Consider the following 15,146-nt stretch of genomic DNA (forward strand, 5'->3'; position numbering starts at 1 on the left):
CTTATCGTTTTCACACGCTTTGGTACAGCAGGTGTGCTTGTGACAGTTGCGATACAGAAACTGTGCCAAGTGGGGTAAAAACGTTGTATTTCAGGTCTTTAGCAGTTTCAGTCGAGGGTGTTGGGCGGTTGCCTGGGGCGTTGCAGCGTGCCATTTCGCGACAGGGTGTTTCATCCTGAGACAGGGACTGCACAGCCACTGTTTCACCACCGTCTCACAGCGTCTCAATGTGCAACAGCGCATGCCTGTACGGTTGACCGTGCACAAAAGCAAAACCCAGACAGTTCAGCACCTTGCGCCCATTGCAGCGGTTTGGCACGCGCCTTGCGCCAGTGCCTGCCACACCCATGACAAGAGGCACAGCCCCATGCTTTCCGAACTGCCCATCCTGCCCGCCACCCGCGCCTTCCTCGAACGCAAGTTGAAGATGCGCATCGGTGCCGACTGGCAGGACGCCGCCAGTGGTCGCACCCTGTCGTTCCGCAACCCGGCCACCGGTGACATCCTCGGTGCAGTGCCCGCCGCCGAGCAGGAAGACGTCGACCGCGCCGTGCGCGCCGCGCGCCAGGCCTTCGACGACTCGCCGTGGAGCCGTGTGCGCCCACGCGAGCGGCAGAACCTGCTGTGGCGCCTGGCCGACCTGATGGAGCGTGACGCACAGCAGCTGGCCGAGCTGGAATGCCTGAACAACGGCAAGAGCGCCGCCGTGGCCAAGGTCATGGACGTGCAGTTGGCCATCGACTTCCTGCGCTACATGGCCGGCTGGGCGACCAAGATCGAGGGTAGCACCGTCGAAGCGTCCATGCCGTTGATGCCCAACGAGCAGTTCCATGGCTTTGTGCGCCGTGAGGCGGTCGGCGTGGTCGGCGCTATCGTCGCCTGGAACTTCCCGCTGCTGCTGGCCTGCTGGAAGCTCGGCCCGGCCCTGGCCAGCGGCTGCACCGTGGTGCTCAAGCCGGCCGACGAAACCCCGCTGACCGCGCTCAAGCTGGCCGAGCTGGTGGATGAGGCAGGCTACCCGGCCGGGGTGTTCAACGTCATCACCGGCACCGGCCTGAACGCCGGCGCCGCGCTGAGCCGCCACCCAGGCGTGGACAAGCTGACCTTCACCGGCTCCACCGAAGTGGGCAAGCTGATCGGCAAGGCGGCCATGGACAACATGACCCGCGTTACCCTGGAGCTGGGCGGCAAGTCGCCGACCATCGTCATGCCCGACGCCAACCTGCAGGAAGCCGCCGCCGGCGCCGCCACGGCGATCTTCTTCAACCAGGGCCAGGTGTGCTGCGCCGGCTCGCGCCTGTACGTGCACCGCAAGCACTTCGACAATGTGGTGGCCGACATCGCCGGCATCGCCAACGGCATGAAACTGGGCAGCGGCCTGGACCCGGCGGTACAGATGGGCCCGCTGATCTCGGCCAAGCAGCAGGACCGGGTGACCGGCTACATCGAACTGGGCCGCGAACTGGGCGCGACCATCGCCTGCGGCGGTGAAGGCTTCGGCCCGGGCTACTTCGTCAAGCCGACGGTGATCGTCGACGTCGACCAGCGCCATCGCCTGGTGCAAGAGGAGATTTTCGGGCCGGTGCTGGTGGCGATGCCATTCGACGACATCGACGAAGTGATCGGCATGGCCAACGACAACCCTTACGGCCTGGGCGCGAGCATCTGGTCGAACGACCTGGCGGCGGTGCACCGGATGATTCCGCGGATCAAGTCGGGGTCGGTATGGGTCAACTGCCACAGCGCGCTGGACCCGGCGCTGCCGTTTGGGGGCTACAAGATGTCCGGCGTCGGCCGTGAGATGGGCGCGGCGGCCATCGAACACTACACCGAGCTCAAGTCGGTGCTGATCAAGCTCTGACTTACAGCAGCGGGCGCGGTCCACCCTGTGGGAGCCGCGCTTGCCGGCGATGGGCCGCAAAGCGGCCCCAGGTTTTCAGCGGTAACCCTGATCTACCAGCCAACGTCGCAACATCCTCTGCTGCTCCACCGGCCAAGTGCTCAAAACTTCATCCAGGGGTTGGCCAGCCAGTAACTGGCTCACTAGCGGCGCCAGCTCGATGCCCTGCAAATGCCACACCCCCAGCGGCTGATCCGCCGTCACCACCACCTCGGCCTGGTCCACCAAACCCTCACGCAACACCGGCCGCCGTGCCACCCGCACAGCGCCCCAGTCCGCCGCCAGATGCAACGGCTGAGCATCCGGCCAGCCCCGACGGCGTTCCCAGAATGGCTGCCCGGCGCGTTCAAGCTCCTGCCCATAGAAATCCCGCCCGATGCGGGCAAAACGCAGAAACAGCTGTTCGATCCGTTGCTGATGAAACTGCTTCGCCAGGGCGGCACGCTCGGGCCGGCGCAGCAAGGTGTTGATCACCACCGGCGCCTGCAACGCCGATGACAGCGACTGGAAAATCCCGTTCCCCGACAATGGGTCAACCGCCATCGCCGCATCGCCCACCCGCAACCAGTCATCGCCCACGCAGTCGCCCGCCAGGATCGGTGTGCTGCTGCGGGCGTGCACCTGCGCAGGTTGCAGCGCTCGCGCATCGAACACCTCGGCCACCAGTGTCGAAGCCCTTCGTCGTGCGGCGCAGTATTCAGGCAACGCCGCCTTGCCCGGCATCCCCTCGGCATCAAGGGTCACCTGCCAGTAGCAACGCCCATCGGCCAACCGGGCCATCCACGCCCAGCCATCGTCCAGGCTTTCCACCGCCGACGCCGGCGCGCCAGGTTCCGACTGCCAGAGGTTGAGCAGGCTGACCGTTTCCGGGCCGCGCAGGCGGTCGGCCGCCAACGGCGCCTGACGGCCACGCGCTTCAACCAGAAAGTCGCCCAGCAGCACTTGCCCGTCATCCAGCCGGACCTGGTAGCCCTCGCCGCGCGCGACTTCGCGAATGCGCCCTTCCAGCTGCGATACTCCCGCCCGCAGCAGGTCATCGCGCAAGGCGCGGTCGAAGCGCTGGCGATCGAGCAGAAACTCCTGATTGAGTTGCAGATGCTGGCCATTCCAGCGCACCTGGCGTGTCGCCGGTACCGCGGCCTCGGCCAAGGCGCCGCCCAGGCCAGCATGGCGCAGCCCTTCCAGAACCCGTTGCGAAACCCCTTCCACGGCGGCAAAACGCCGCCAGTCGGAGACCACCGTTACCGGGTAGCCCAGCCGGCGCAAGCCAAGCGCTGTAGCGGCGCCGGCCGGGCCTGCGCCCAGCACCAGAATGTGTGGCTCAGGCATCCGCTGCACCTCGTCGCTCCGGGCCGCTGAAGCTGGCATGGGCCTGCAGCCAGGCATAGACCTGCTGGCGGTCCAGGCCGGGCTGCTGCTGCAACAGTGTTGCAATCCGCCCGCTCACCGCCGCACAGCCAAGGCTCGCACCGGCCCGCCCGCGCTCACCCACATGGCCACCGAAATCAGCCTGTGCGCTGCCAAGCCACGACCACTGCCCCGGCGCGCAGCGGGCATCGCCGGTGATGCGGATCACCCCCGGGTACGCCGCCGGGTACACCGCACTGCCTTGCGCCGGGCTGGACGCGCACAGCAGCACGCCGGCCTGCTGCACTTCAGCACAGGCCTGGCGCAACACCGCCCGGTCCTGCTGCAAGCCAAGGCTGAGATTGATCAGCGCCACGCCCTGCTCCGCCAGCCAGAACAACCCGGCGGCAACCTGCAAAGCGCTGGTGCTGCCGTGTTCGGTAAATACCTGGGCCAGCAACAGCGGCAACTCGCCGGCCTCGGCTTGCAGGCTGGCCAGCACGGCGCTGCCATGGCCGAGCCGGTCAGGTTGCAACTCACCCTCGCACAGCACGCCCTCTTCCAGCCAGAAGCGCCGGGCACAGACCAATGCCTGCGCTGGCGCACAACCACTGTCGATCACGCCGACCCTGAACTCAGCGGCCATGCTTGACCGCCTCCTGGGGCAATAGGCGCAGTTGCCCACCTTGCAGGTGCAGGTGCAGGTCGGCATCGGCCAGCGTCGATGCGCGGTGGCTGATGAGGATGCGCGTACGCCCGGCGAACAGTTCGTCGATGGCGGCAATCACTTCACGCTCGGTCGCCTCATCCACCGCCGAAGTGGCCTCGTCGAGCACCAGGATCGAAGGCGCCTGCAGCACCGCCCGGGCGATGGCGATACGTTGCTTCTGGCCACCGGAAAGCTGTTGGCCGCGCTCGCCGAGCAGCCCGTCCAGGCCCAGCGGCAGGCTCTCGACCAGGCTGTCGAGGTGGGCCAGTTGCACCACCCGTTCCAGCTCCCCACGGCTGGCCTGCGGCGCGCCATAGGCAAGGTTCTGCGCCAGGGTGCCACGGAACAGCACGATGTCCTGGCTGACCACGGCGATGCGCTGGCGCACGGCGGCCAGGTCAAGTTCGCGCAGGTCGGCGCCATCGAGCAGGATGCGCCCGGCGTCCGGGTCATAGAAGCGCTGCAATAGGTCGATCAGGGTCGACTTGCCAACGCCGGAGGCACCACTGATGGCGACTTTCAGGCCACCGGCAATACAGGCATCGACCTTTGCCAGCACCGCGCCCTGGCGCCCGTCATGGGCAAAGCACACGCCTTCCAGGCGCAGCTCGCCCGGCCCTTGCGGCATGGGCCTGGGCGAGTCGGCCTCGCGCACGGCCACAGCTTCCTGCTTCAGCTCCATCACCCGGCCCAGGCTCACTGCCATGCGCTGCACCGCCACGTACAGGCCCAACAAGCTCTGCACCGGCCCCACCGCCATGCCCATGTAGGTGGAAAACGCGATCAGCGCGCCGAGCTGCCAGGTGCCCTGGATCACCCACCAGCCACCGACCAGGAACGCGCAGGCGCGGCACCAGGAGGTCAGGGTGCCAGGGATCGCCTGGGTGAAGAACTCGGTGACCTGCACCTTGAGCAACTGGCGCATGTAGCCCTGGCCCAGCTGGTCCAGGCGCCCGGCCTCGCGGTTCTGCTGGCCGGACGCCTGGATGAACTTCATCGCCGGCAGGGTCTCGACCAGGAACGACGACACATCCGCCGAGCGCTCACGCAGGTTGCGCACCTCGCGCTCGACCTTGCGCCGCATCCAGCGCAGCCACAGCACTTCGATCGGGATCAGCAGTGCCAGCAGCAGCGACAGTTGCCAGGACAGCATCAGCATCAGCGCCACCGCGCCCACCAGGCCGATCACCGCTGATACCGCCGAGAACAGCGAATCCACGGCAAAACGCTGGATCTCGGCGACATCGCCGTCGAGCCGCGAGAGGATGTCACCGGTACGCCGACGCCCGTAGAAGGTCGGCGACAGCTGCTGCAAATGGCGGTACAGGTCATCACGCAGGGCAAACAGAATGCGCCCCGACAAACGCGTGTGCAGGTAGCGGTTGACCCCCGCCAGCACGGTGCCCAGCAAGCCCGCGCCAATCATGATCGCCGCCATATGCCAGAGGGTCTGGTAATCCTTGGCCAGCAGGCCTTCGTCGATCAGCGTCTTGACCAGCCAGGGTTGCACCAGGGCCAGCAGCGAAGCGCCGAAGGACAAGCCCAGCAGCACGCCGATAGCCCGTCGATGGGGGCGAACGAAACCATACAGCCAGGCCAGGGCCTGGCGCATGAGTTGCGGGTTGCTGGTCTCCACCAGCCTGGCGAACAGGTTGCCCATGTCAGCCGCGCAACTGCTTGAGCTTGCGGTACAGCGTTGCCCGGCTGATGCCCAGCGCTTCGGCGGCGGCCGAGACATTGCCCTGGTGGCGTGCGAGGGCGCCACGGATCAATTCCAGTTCGTTGTCCTTGAGGCTGCCGGAGGGCGCCGTGCCGCTGGCCAGTTCTTCCAGCAGGCAATCGGTCAGGTGCTCGAGGGTCAGCAGCCGCTCGCCCTCCTCGCGCATGGCCAGGGCGGTGCGCACGACCATTTCCAGCTGGCGGATGTTACCCGGCCAGTCGAAGCCTTCGAGCAGCGCCGCCAGGGCCGGGTCGAGGCTCACGCCCTTGGCGCCGGACTTGTCCAGCAAGCCCTCGATGATGTTCGCCAGGTCATCGCGCTCGCGCAGGGCCGGCAGGCGCAGGGACACGCCGTTGACCCGGTAGTACAGGTCTTCGCGAAAGTGCTGCTCCTGTACCAGGCGCTTGAGGTCGCGGTGAGTGGCGCAGATCAACGCCACGTCAATGTCCTGCTCGTCGCCCGCGCCCAGCGGCGCCACCCGGCGCTCCTGCAGCACGCGCAACAGCCGCGCCTGCAGGGCCAGCGGCATGTCACCGATCTCGTCGAGGAACAGCGTGCCGCCATGGGCCTGCATCAGCCGCCCGACCATGCCGCCCCGACGCGAGCCGGTGAAGGCGCCCTCGCGGTAGCCGAACAGTTCGGACTCTATCAGCCCTTCGGGAATCGCCGCGCAGTTGACCGCAACGAACGGTTTGTCGGCACGCGGGCTGGCCTGGTGCAGGGCACGGGCGACCACTTCCTTGCCGGTACCGGTCTCGCCCAGCAGCAACACTGGCAGGCCATTGCCCAGGCCCTGGCGGGCCATGCGCAGGTTGCGTGCCAGCCGCGCATCACCGCCAGCCAGAGCATCCAGCGCAGGGGTTTTGTTGGCCACCGTCGGCTTGGCATGCGCCGCGCTGCCATTGAGCGGGCTGTGCCGCGGCAGCTGCAGCGCGCGGAAGAAAAATTCGCCCTTGGCCGTCTGTACGTTGCTCACGCCACCCTGCCACAGGCGTGCGATGAAGGCCGGTGAGCGCTCGCCCAGCAGGTCGCTACTGCGGCGCCCGATCAAACTCTGACGCGGCATCTGGAGCAATTGGCAGGCGTTGTCGTTGGCGGCCAGCACCTCGCCGTCCAGGCTCAGCGCCAGCAGGCCGTGCCAGGCGCTGTTGAGGTATTGCGGGCGGCTGTGGAAGGCCAGCACCAGTTGCTCGGGATGGCACAGGCCGAACATCCGGCTCTCGATGTTGCCCGCCGCCAGCATCAGCATGCTCAGGCTGTCCTGCGGCTGGGCCATGACCCCTTCCCGGGTAATGTCGAGCACACCGATCACTTCGCCGCGCGGATCGCGCAGCGGAACCGAGGTGCAGGAGAACGGGCTGAGCCGGTCCAGGTAATGCTCGCCGCAGTTGATCAGCGTCGGCCGGCCTTCGACCACGGCGGTGCCGATGGCATTGGTGCCGCGCAGCGATTCGCTCCAGCAACTGCCGGGGTGCAGGTCGCGCAGGCCTTCGCGTTGCAGCACGTGCTTCTGCCCTTCAATGGCCAGCACGTTGGCCTGGGCATCGCCGAGGATGATGATGCCGGCATTGCCCTGGCGCGATACCAGGTAATCCAGCTCGGGGGTGACCGCGTCCAGCAGCAGCCGGTTGCGTTCCAGCAGCGTGCGCAGGTCATGGCCCTGCTCCAGGCCCAGGCCGACCTGCTCGCCTTGCAGGCAACTCAAGCCATGGCCAAGGCTGCGGCGCCAGGAGGCGTCGATTTCATCGCGCAGCATGCCCAGCGGCAGCTCGCCTTCGCTGGCCAGGCGCATGCGCGCCTGGCGGGATTCGTGCAGCGGGTCTTGGGCGTTTGTTATGGGAAATTGTCGCGCCATGGTTTGCTCCAGCTGTGGCCCTCAGGACAGGGCTACGGGCTTGGTATTTTTTCCGCAGTGTGCGGGAGATTTGGCTGGGCGTCGAGGTGCATGGCTTGAGGGGGGTGGCGCCAGTGAGATCGAGCGCCACACCTGCCAAGGCATGCACGCCCAACCCCCTGCTAACCCCAATACTGGGGAACACCGCCCACCAAAAAACCTGCCGAAACCATCCCCCATCACCACTGCAACCCAGGCCGCGCAAGGCCTGCAGCCCAATGTGAAAAAATTGGCACGGCAGTTGCCCTAGTCCTCCCAGACGCCCCAAGTCCATGGGCCCGTTAGCAGGAGGAACCGACTCATGCTCCGACCGATACCCAACACGCTGGCAGTGGCGATCGTCGCCGGCCTGTTCCAGCTCCCGGCGCAGGCAGCGCTGTATGCCGTCGACACTGGGCCCTATACCCCCGCCAATGGCCACTACGCCGTCTGGTACCAGGACACCCATGGCCGAACCCTCGACCTGTGCCTGTCCAAGGCCGTGAGTTCACGCGTCGCCGGCGCCCCCGGCGCACCGTCGTACATGTGCACCCTGTTGCCTGCCCCCGGCATCTTCGATGACACCAAGCCGTTGGTCTTCCCGACCAACTGGCCGGATGAATCCTTCTGGTTCACCGCCGACGCTGCCATCAACGACGCCGCCCGGGGGGTCAACCTGATCTACGTGAGCGCACTCGAAGCAGCGTTCGGTGGCGGCGACCCGGCAGAAAACGACCAGATCAGCTTCGCCCGTGTGCGGATCCGGGTCGACGTTCCCGTGGCCGGCACCTACGTGGTCACCCACCCCTACGGCGTCGAAGTGTTCGATGTACCCGCCGCCGGGCGCCGGGCGATCAACATGACCCGCGACATCGGCATCGGCTCCGCTGGCACCTATACCGGTGCCTTGAAGGGCGATATCGGGCCGTTCCTGCGTAGCGTCAACGGCCCCTACACCGAAGGCAGCGAGAAATTCATCGGCGACCCCAACCTCAACGAGCGCGTCACCGGCAGCCCGTTCAACACCAACTTCGTGCGCATCGAAGGCCCTAACGGCATCGACCTGCGGACCGACCTGTTCGCCGTTTCCGGCAAGCTTTCCGAAGTCGTACGGCCCACCCCGTTGATCCCATTGCGCAGTACCTACTCGCGGCACACCGAGAACGGCGACCTGCGCGCCCAACAGGACGTGTTCGTGCTGGCCCCGCCACCGCCCGGCAGCGCCACCCTGACCAGCCAGACCCCTAACCTGCCACTGACCGAAGCCAATGGCACGGGTACCTGGTATGCCCAGTCGGCGCTGAACCCGGCACTGCCAACCAGCATGCTGGTCAGCGCCGACAACAGCGTGGCCATCCCCACCAGCAGCGTGACCACCGCCGACATGCCGCTTACCGACCTGGTCACCATCACCAAAGCCGAATACAGCCTGGCCAACGCCACCCTGACCTTGATCGCCACCAGCAGTGACGAAACCAGCCCGCCGGCAATGACTGCCCGCACCGGCAACGGCACCTTCATTGGCAACTTCACAGGCGACGGCGCGCAGAAAAGCCTGACCGCCAACTTGTCACCCGTTCCGCCGGCCAAGGTGCAGGTCTCCAGTGCCAACGGCGGCAGCGACATCGAAGACGTGGTGCTGGTGCCATGAACAGACAAAGGCTCCGCCTTCAAGGAGGTAGCATGAACACTTGGCAACGCCGTGCGCTGTTGGCCGCCGGTTTCTCCCTCACCCTCAGCAGTGCGGCCTGGGCTGCCCTGTCCGATGTCGACCCGGGCCCCTACACCTTCGCCACCGGTGGTTTCCCGTTGTGGTACAAGGACACCAACGGCCTGTCACTGGAACTGTGCCGCTCGCACGCCGTCAGCACCCTGGTCGCTGGCGCCCCCGGTGCACCGGCCTACATGTGTACCCTGCTGCCAGAGCCGGGCGTCTTCGACGACACGCTGCCCTTGGTGTTCCCTGACAACTGGCCTTCAGAGATGTTCTGGTTCCTGGCGGAAACCAGTATTCCTGCCGTTGGCAACAGCGGCTATGAGCTCGACGCCTATGTGGCGGGCATAGAAGCGGCATTCGCGGGTGGCAACCCGGTCGACGGCGACCAGCAGAGCTTTGCCCGCATCCGTCTGCGCGTCTCGGTGCCCACTGCCGGTACCTACACCATCACCCACCCCTACGGCGTGGAGACGGTCAACGTCACCACACCCGGCCGCCGGGCGATCAACATCACCCGTGACATCGGCATCGGCGCCCCGGGCAACTTCACCGGTGCGCTCAATGGTGCAATCGGCCCGTTCATCCAGGGCTTCGGCGCACCCTATACCGCAGTCAACCCGGAGACCGGCACCACCGACACTTTCATCGGCGACCCCAACCGCCCGGAAGCGATCAAGGGCAGCCCGTTCAACACCAACTTCATCCGCATCGACGGCCCGCCCGGGCGCATCGAAACCAGCCTGTTCACCGTCTCTGGCAAGGTGCTCGATCAACGTCCGCAGCTACCGGCATCACTGGAACGGGCGACCTACTCGCGCAATGGCAGTGGCACCCGGGTGGAGGTATTCGCCAAGGCGCCAAGCAACGCCAGCGTCTGCTTCCGTAACGGCCTGGCGCTGGTCGGCACACCGCCATCGCCTTGCCAGTTCAGCATGACTTCGGACAACAACGGGCTGTTCTTCAGCCAGCAACTGAGCCAGCTGGCGCCGCCGCCGGTGGTGGTGGTGACGGCCAGCAGCAGCGACATCAACACCCAGCCGACCGCCATTTCGAGCAAGCTTTCCGATGTGGTCAAAGTCAGCACCGCACGTTACGAGTGGGCCAACAAGCGGCTGACCATCGAAGCGCGCTCCAGCGACGAAGTGGTGATCCCGGACATGGTCGCCCAAGGCTACGGCCGCCTGTCCAAGTCCGGCACCCTGCAAACACTCACCGTCAATGACGTAACCCAGCCGCCGGCCACCGTCACAATCAAGTCGAGCCATGGTGGCGTGGATGTGGAGCCGGTGATCGTCGTCGGCAGCGCACCGGTGTCGGCTGCCAACCAGCCACCGCTGGCCCAGGCCGATGTCGGCAGCACCAGCGTCGGCGTGCCGCTGACGATGAACCTGCTGCTCAACGACAGCGACCCGGACGGCAACGTGCCACTGAGCATCACTGACCTCACTCAACCGGGTACCGGCCTGGGTGGCGTGGCGCTCAACGGCAGCACTGCGGTGACCTATACCCCACCGCCCGGTGCCACGCAGCCGGTGGTGGCCACCTTCACCTACCGCGCAATGGACGCCAAGGGCCTGAAGTCGGAACCGGCCACCGTGACCGTCAACGTCGCGCCCAACCAGGCACCGACCGCCAACCCGGAAACCGTGACCACCCTGGCCGCGCCGCTGACCATCAACGTGTTGACCAACGACACCGACCCGGAAGGCAACGTGCCGCTGACCGTCGTCAACCTCTCCCAGCCGGCAGTCGGTCGCGGCACGGTGAGCACTGACGGCACCACGGTCAACTACACCCCACCGGCCAGCGTCCCGACGGCGTTCACCACCACCTTCACCTACCAGGCGCGTGATGCCCTGGGCGCGGTCTCCGCCCCGGCCACCGTCACGGTCAACGTGCAGCCACGGCCTGCCGCCGGCGAGACCTTCACGGTCACCGCAGCCACCGTCCTGGCCCGCTCGAACAACCGTTACAACTGGGATGTCAGCGGGACGTCGTCAGTGACCACAGGCAATACCGTTACCGTCCGGGTGACCACCACTACCGGCGTGCAGACCCTCGGCAGCGTCGCGGTACCAGTGACCGGCCGCTGGCGCCTGACGGTAAGCAATAGCACCACGATCGTCCCGACGGCCGCACCGACCGCCACCGTGACGAGCAGCCAAGGCAGTACCCGTACCGTCGCCGTAACCGTGCAGTAAGGCCAGGAGACCGCCATGAAGTGCCTGTATCCACTGCTGCTGAGCCTGGCCCTGGCGGGCCAGGCCGGGGCCGATGACCTGATGGACAACGCCGACCTGGCGCCCGGCAACGACCTCGGTGAACCGGTGATCATCCGCCTGCTGCCGGTCGGTGCCGGTCAGGCGGCGGTGATCGAGCAGCAAGGCAACGGCAACCGCGCCGCCCTCGACCAGAACGGCCAGGCCCTGCTGGGCCGCATCGTCCAGGCCGGTGGCGCGCAGGAGGCGTACATCCTGCAGGAAGGCAGTGACCTGATGGCCAGCATCAGCCAACAGGGATATGGCAACAGCGCTGCGATCCGCCAGAGCGGCACCAGCAACAGCGCCAGCATCGAGCAGCTCGGCAACAACAACAGCGCCAGTATCGAGCAGGCCGGCACAGGCCTGAGCAGCTCAGTGACCCAAGCCGGCAATGGCCAGCGTGTTCAGATCACCCAATACCGATAGACCTGGAGGCACCACCATGTTCAAGCTCGCTCCCCTAAGCGCCGCTATCGTCCTGGCCCTGGCCGGCCAGGTCATGGCTGACGACAGCACCTCGAACCAGTCGCAGACCGGTAACCAGAACATCGCCGAGGTGCAGCAAACGGTTGCGCCGTTCGCCGCAGCCACCCAGAACCAGACCGGCAAGGGCCACAACCATCTGGCGGTGCAGGAAAGCAGCACCAGCACCATCACCCAGAGCGCCAGTGGTTCGTACAACGCCGGCTACGGCGAGCAGCTGTTCGAAAATGGCAGCCAGATCACCCAGCAGGCCTCCGGCTCCTACAACGATGCCTTCGCCAGCCAGTCGGTGGGCGAGAACAACCAGTCGCTGCAAAACCAGCAAGGCAGCGAAAACCGCTCGACCGTGTGGCAGGACACCCAGACCAACAGCCAGGCCACCACCACCCAGAGCGGCCAGCGCAACGAAGCCTTCGTCGAGCAGCTGTTCGGTGGCAGCAACAACCGCGCCAACATCACCCAGGATGGCCAGGACAACTACGCGGCCTCGGAGCACATCCTGCATAACGACGGCTATGTGCAGATCTACCAGCAAGGCAAGCAGAACTTCGCCTACGGTGACCAGCGCGACGGCAACGGCGGCACGATCGCCATCGACCAGTACGGCACCGGCCACTCGGTGGAAGTCTGGCAGGACACCCAGACCGGCAGCCGCGCCACCGTCAACCAGACCGGCCAGACCAACGAAGGCTACATCGACCAGAGCTTCGGCAAGGACAACGTCGCCAACCTGTATCAACAGGGCCAGTCCAACGCCAGCTGGTCGGATCAGTTCGAGACCAACAACTCGAACACCACCATCTCCCAAGGCGGCAACAGCAACAGCAGCTTCACCTACCAGACCGGGGACAACCAGAGCCTGACCGTCAACAGCAAGGGCACCGGCAACAAGGTCCTGGCCAGCAACTGGAAAGGCGACAAGATGGGTGGCCAGTTCGGCAAGAACCAGACTGCCAACATCAACCAGAACGGCACCAACAACAGCGCCAACCTGACCCAGAACGGCGAGGCCCACCTGGCCACGCTGAGCCAGAAAGGCACCGGCAACACCATGCAGACCAAACAGGCCGACAGCTACAACGAGCTGTACTTCGATCAGAACGGGAGCGACAACAGCCTCATTGCCGACCAGCGCGGCACCGACAACTACGCCTTCGGCTCGTCTACCGGCAGTGGCAACAGCATCAACCTGGACCAGTCTGGCTACGCCAACCAGAGCTACACCACTCAGCTGTACGGCAGTGGCAACAGTGCAACCATCAAGCAGGCTGACAGCGCCAACGTCGCCTACGTGACCCAGGGCGGCAATAACAACGCGGCCATCGTCAACCAGAGTGGCGCTTACCAGAGCGCCACCATCAGCCAGATGGGCAACGGCAACACGGCCACCGCTACCCAACACTGACCTGCTCCCCCCTTGAACCGCGGCGTCTCCTCTCCCTGGCGTCGCGGTTCCTTTTTATCTCCCTGCTTTGCACATCAGTGATGACTTGGGCCGCGTTGGGCTTACAATGCCTTGTACTCACCCACGCCACCGCCCCGATGATCCAGTCCGACCTCGACCTGTTCGGCCACCAACCACAACGTCTGGCCAGCCACACCGTGCTGCTGCCCGGCTTCGCCCTGGCCGTCATTGAGCCGCTGCTCGACGCCCTGCGCCCGGTGCTGCGCGCCGCGCCGTTTCGGCACATGCAGACACCGGGCGGCCTGAACATGGCGGTGGCGTTGACCAATTGCGGGGCGCTGGGTTGGGTCAGTGATGCCAAGGGCTATCGCTACAGCGCCACCGACCCGGTCAGCGGGCAACCCTGGCCTGCCCTGCCCCAGGTCCTGCTCGAACTGGCAGGCCGCGCAGCGGCGGCGGCGGGGTTCGAGGGTTTCGTGCCGGATGCCTGCCTGGTCAACCATTACCTGCCCGGCACCCGCCTGAGTTTGCACCAGGACCGCGACGAGCAAGACTTCGGCCAGCCGATCGTGTCGATTTCACTGGGGTTGCCGGCGGTGTTCCTGTTTGGTGGGTTGCAGCGTTCGGACCGGACTCAGCGGATACCGCTGAGCCATGGTGATGTGCTGGTGTGGGGAGGCGAAGATCGGCTGCGCTTTCATGGGGTGTTGCCGATAAAGCCGGGGGTGCATTCGCGGATGGGCGAGCGGCGAATCAATCTGACCTTGCGCAAGGCGGGGTGACCGGTAAGCAGGACCGGCCTCTTCGAGGCGTCGAACCGCCGCGAAGAGGCCAGTGCAGGTTGTTTACTGGGGCTGGTTCTGGCTAAGGAACTTGTCCACCTCTGCCTTGCCCTCCCCCGGTTCCCCCGCCACCTGCCACAGCCGCCGTTCGATGCCCTGTGCCAGCAGGTGCCCCACCGCCGCCTCGATCGCCGACAGCACGCACAGCTGCGCCGGTTCGTTGGTGGTGTAGCCAACCTCCGCTTCGAGCAACTTCTTGAACTCGATGAACTTGAACACCCCGGCACTGCGGCCGATCGAGTAGATGGTCTTGCTGGTCATGACGTTGGCCAGCACCTGCCCGGTGCGCACGTCCACCGCACGCAGGTTCACCGTGACCTGGTCGACCCGGTACTCGCGGGAGATGTCGACGCCCAGGTAACGGGCGCCTTCGCCGCCACTGCGCACGTTGGTGTCGTAGGCGATGATCCCGCCTTCGAGCATCAGGTTGGCGGCCTGCAGCGGTGGCAGTTCGCTCACGATGTTCTCGGGCACGTCGGGCTTTTTCTGCGAAGCACGGATGATCTTGCGTTCGGTCAACAGGTTCTGCAGGCCTTCACGCTCCAGCACCACGAACCAGCCGCTGGCATTCAGGGCATCCATCAGCATGCTCGCCGCCCCCTGGGTGACGCTGGTGGAGAACGAGCTGGCCGGGGTCGGTTTGTATTGCCCGGTCTGGTCGCGGAAGCCGTATACCACGGCCATCAAGCGGCCTTTGGGGCGCGGCATGTTGATCAGGTCGTAATAGGTCGAGGCCCGCGGCGTCAGGGTCGGGGTTTCCGTGTCCTGTTCGGCCGGCATCGGCTCACGCAGGCCGCAGCCTTGCAGACCGGCAAGCGTGGCGACAATCAGTAAAGTGCTCAGCAGACGTTTCATGGTGCTCTCTCCCCAGCTAAACGACCCGTCCCTC

The 15,146-nt window shown here is 65.9% G+C and carries 11 protein-coding genes; 6 read left to right on the plus strand and 5 right to left on the minus strand.

The window, feature by feature from the left end; all coding sequences use genetic code 11:
- The first annotated feature begins 367 nt into the window (after positions 1-367).
- Positions 368-1,861 (plus strand): aldehyde dehydrogenase, encoded by a 1,494-nt coding sequence (locus F6X59_RS05695; protein ID WP_152955224.1) that lies wholly within the window; start codon positions 368-370, stop codon positions 1,859-1,861.
- A gap of 75 nt (positions 1,862-1,936) precedes the next feature.
- On the opposite strand, the gene F6X59_RS05700 is transcribed toward F6X59_RS05695, so the two are convergent.
- From F6X59_RS05700 to F6X59_RS05715, 4 genes are read right to left on the minus strand one after another with little or no spacing between them, the layout of a single operon-like run.
- Positions 1,937-3,229: an NAD(P)/FAD-dependent oxidoreductase gene (locus F6X59_RS05700; RefSeq protein ID WP_152955226.1), complete on the minus strand. Its 1,293-nt coding sequence runs from the start codon at positions 3,227-3,229 to the stop codon at positions 1,937-1,939.
- On the minus strand, positions 3,222-3,893 hold the full coding sequence (locus tag F6X59_RS05705; protein WP_152955228.1) for a peptidase S8 and S53 subtilisin kexin sedolisin: 672 nt from the start codon (positions 3,891-3,893) through the stop codon (positions 3,222-3,224). The genes F6X59_RS05700 and F6X59_RS05705 overlap by 8 nt, the downstream gene beginning before the upstream one ends.
- Positions 3,883-5,616 (minus strand): ABC transporter ATP-binding protein, encoded by a 1,734-nt coding sequence (locus F6X59_RS05710; RefSeq protein WP_152955231.1) that lies wholly within the window; start codon positions 5,614-5,616, stop codon positions 3,883-3,885. Before F6X59_RS05710 ends, F6X59_RS05705 begins: the two co-directional genes overlap by 11 nt.
- 1 nt (position 5,617) lies before the next feature.
- The gene (locus tag F6X59_RS05715) at positions 5,618-7,531 is read right to left on the minus strand and encodes a sigma-54-dependent Fis family transcriptional regulator (RefSeq protein ID WP_152955233.1); all 1,914 of its coding nucleotides are present in this window, start codon (positions 7,529-7,531) and stop codon (positions 5,618-5,620) included.
- 340 nt (positions 7,532-7,871) lie between these two features.
- Here F6X59_RS05715 and F6X59_RS05720 point away from each other — a divergent pair, with 340 nt between their 5' ends.
- From F6X59_RS05720 to alkB, 5 genes are all read left to right on the plus strand, one after another.
- A complete protein-coding gene (locus F6X59_RS05720; protein ID WP_152955235.1) occupies positions 7,872-9,200 on the plus strand; it encodes a hypothetical protein in 1,329 nt (442 codons plus the stop codon).
- A 32-nt stretch (positions 9,201-9,232) separates the two neighbouring features.
- Positions 9,233-11,467 carry an Ig-like domain-containing protein gene (locus F6X59_RS05725; protein WP_152955238.1) on the plus strand — a complete coding sequence of 745 codons (2,235 nt, stop codon included), beginning with the start codon at positions 9,233-9,235 and terminating at the stop codon, positions 11,465-11,467.
- Between the two features lie 15 nt (positions 11,468-11,482).
- A complete protein-coding gene (locus tag F6X59_RS05730) occupies positions 11,483-11,953 on the plus strand; it encodes a curlin (protein ID WP_152955240.1) in 471 nt (156 codons plus the stop codon).
- Between the two features lie 16 nt (positions 11,954-11,969).
- On the plus strand, positions 11,970-13,415 hold the full coding sequence (locus tag F6X59_RS05735) for a curlin (protein ID WP_152955242.1): 1,446 nt from the start codon (positions 11,970-11,972) through the stop codon (positions 13,413-13,415).
- Between the two features lie 137 nt (positions 13,416-13,552).
- On the plus strand, positions 13,553-14,197 hold the full coding sequence (gene alkB, locus F6X59_RS05740) for a DNA oxidative demethylase AlkB (protein ID WP_152955243.1): 645 nt from the start codon (positions 13,553-13,555) through the stop codon (positions 14,195-14,197).
- A gap of 63 nt (positions 14,198-14,260) precedes the next feature.
- On the opposite strand, the gene F6X59_RS05745 is transcribed toward alkB, so the two are convergent.
- On the minus strand, positions 14,261-15,112 hold the full coding sequence (locus F6X59_RS05745) for a CsgG/HfaB family protein (protein WP_152955245.1): 852 nt from the start codon (positions 15,110-15,112) through the stop codon (positions 14,261-14,263).
- Positions 15,113-15,146 lie beyond the last annotated feature (34 nt).

This window comes from Pseudomonas sp. MN1F, from assembly GCF_009391885.1.
Lineage (GTDB): Bacteria > Pseudomonadota > Gammaproteobacteria > Pseudomonadales > Pseudomonadaceae > Aquipseudomonas.

What these genes read in the sequence shown, in the direction of transcription:
- F6X59_RS05745 (WP_152955245.1), bottom strand. Translation starts at nt 15,112, where the DNA reads ATGAAACGTCTGCTGAGCACTTTACTGATTGTCGCCACGCTTGCCGGT.
- F6X59_RS05715 (WP_152955233.1), bottom strand. Translation starts at nt 7,531, where the DNA reads ATGGCGCGACAATTTCCCATAACAAACGCCCAAGACCCGCTGCACGAA.
- F6X59_RS05700 (WP_152955226.1), bottom strand. Translation starts at nt 3,229, where the DNA reads ATGCCTGAGCCACACATTCTGGTGCTGGGCGCAGGCCCGGCCGGCGCC.
- alkB (WP_152955243.1), top strand. Translation starts at nt 13,553, where the DNA reads ATGATCCAGTCCGACCTCGACCTGTTCGGCCACCAACCACAACGTCTG.
- F6X59_RS05710 (WP_152955231.1), bottom strand. Translation starts at nt 5,616, where the DNA reads ATGGGCAACCTGTTCGCCAGGCTGGTGGAGACCAGCAACCCGCAACTC.
- F6X59_RS05735 (WP_152955242.1), top strand. Translation starts at nt 11,970, where the DNA reads ATGTTCAAGCTCGCTCCCCTAAGCGCCGCTATCGTCCTGGCCCTGGCC.
- F6X59_RS05705 (WP_152955228.1), bottom strand. Translation starts at nt 3,893, where the DNA reads ATGGCCGCTGAGTTCAGGGTCGGCGTGATCGACAGTGGTTGTGCGCCA.
- F6X59_RS05725 (WP_152955238.1), top strand. Translation starts at nt 9,233, where the DNA reads ATGAACACTTGGCAACGCCGTGCGCTGTTGGCCGCCGGTTTCTCCCTC.
- F6X59_RS05695 (WP_152955224.1), top strand. Translation starts at nt 368, where the DNA reads ATGCTTTCCGAACTGCCCATCCTGCCCGCCACCCGCGCCTTCCTCGAA.
- F6X59_RS05730 (WP_152955240.1), top strand. Translation starts at nt 11,483, where the DNA reads ATGAAGTGCCTGTATCCACTGCTGCTGAGCCTGGCCCTGGCGGGCCAG.
- F6X59_RS05720 (WP_152955235.1), top strand. Translation starts at nt 7,872, where the DNA reads ATGCTCCGACCGATACCCAACACGCTGGCAGTGGCGATCGTCGCCGGC.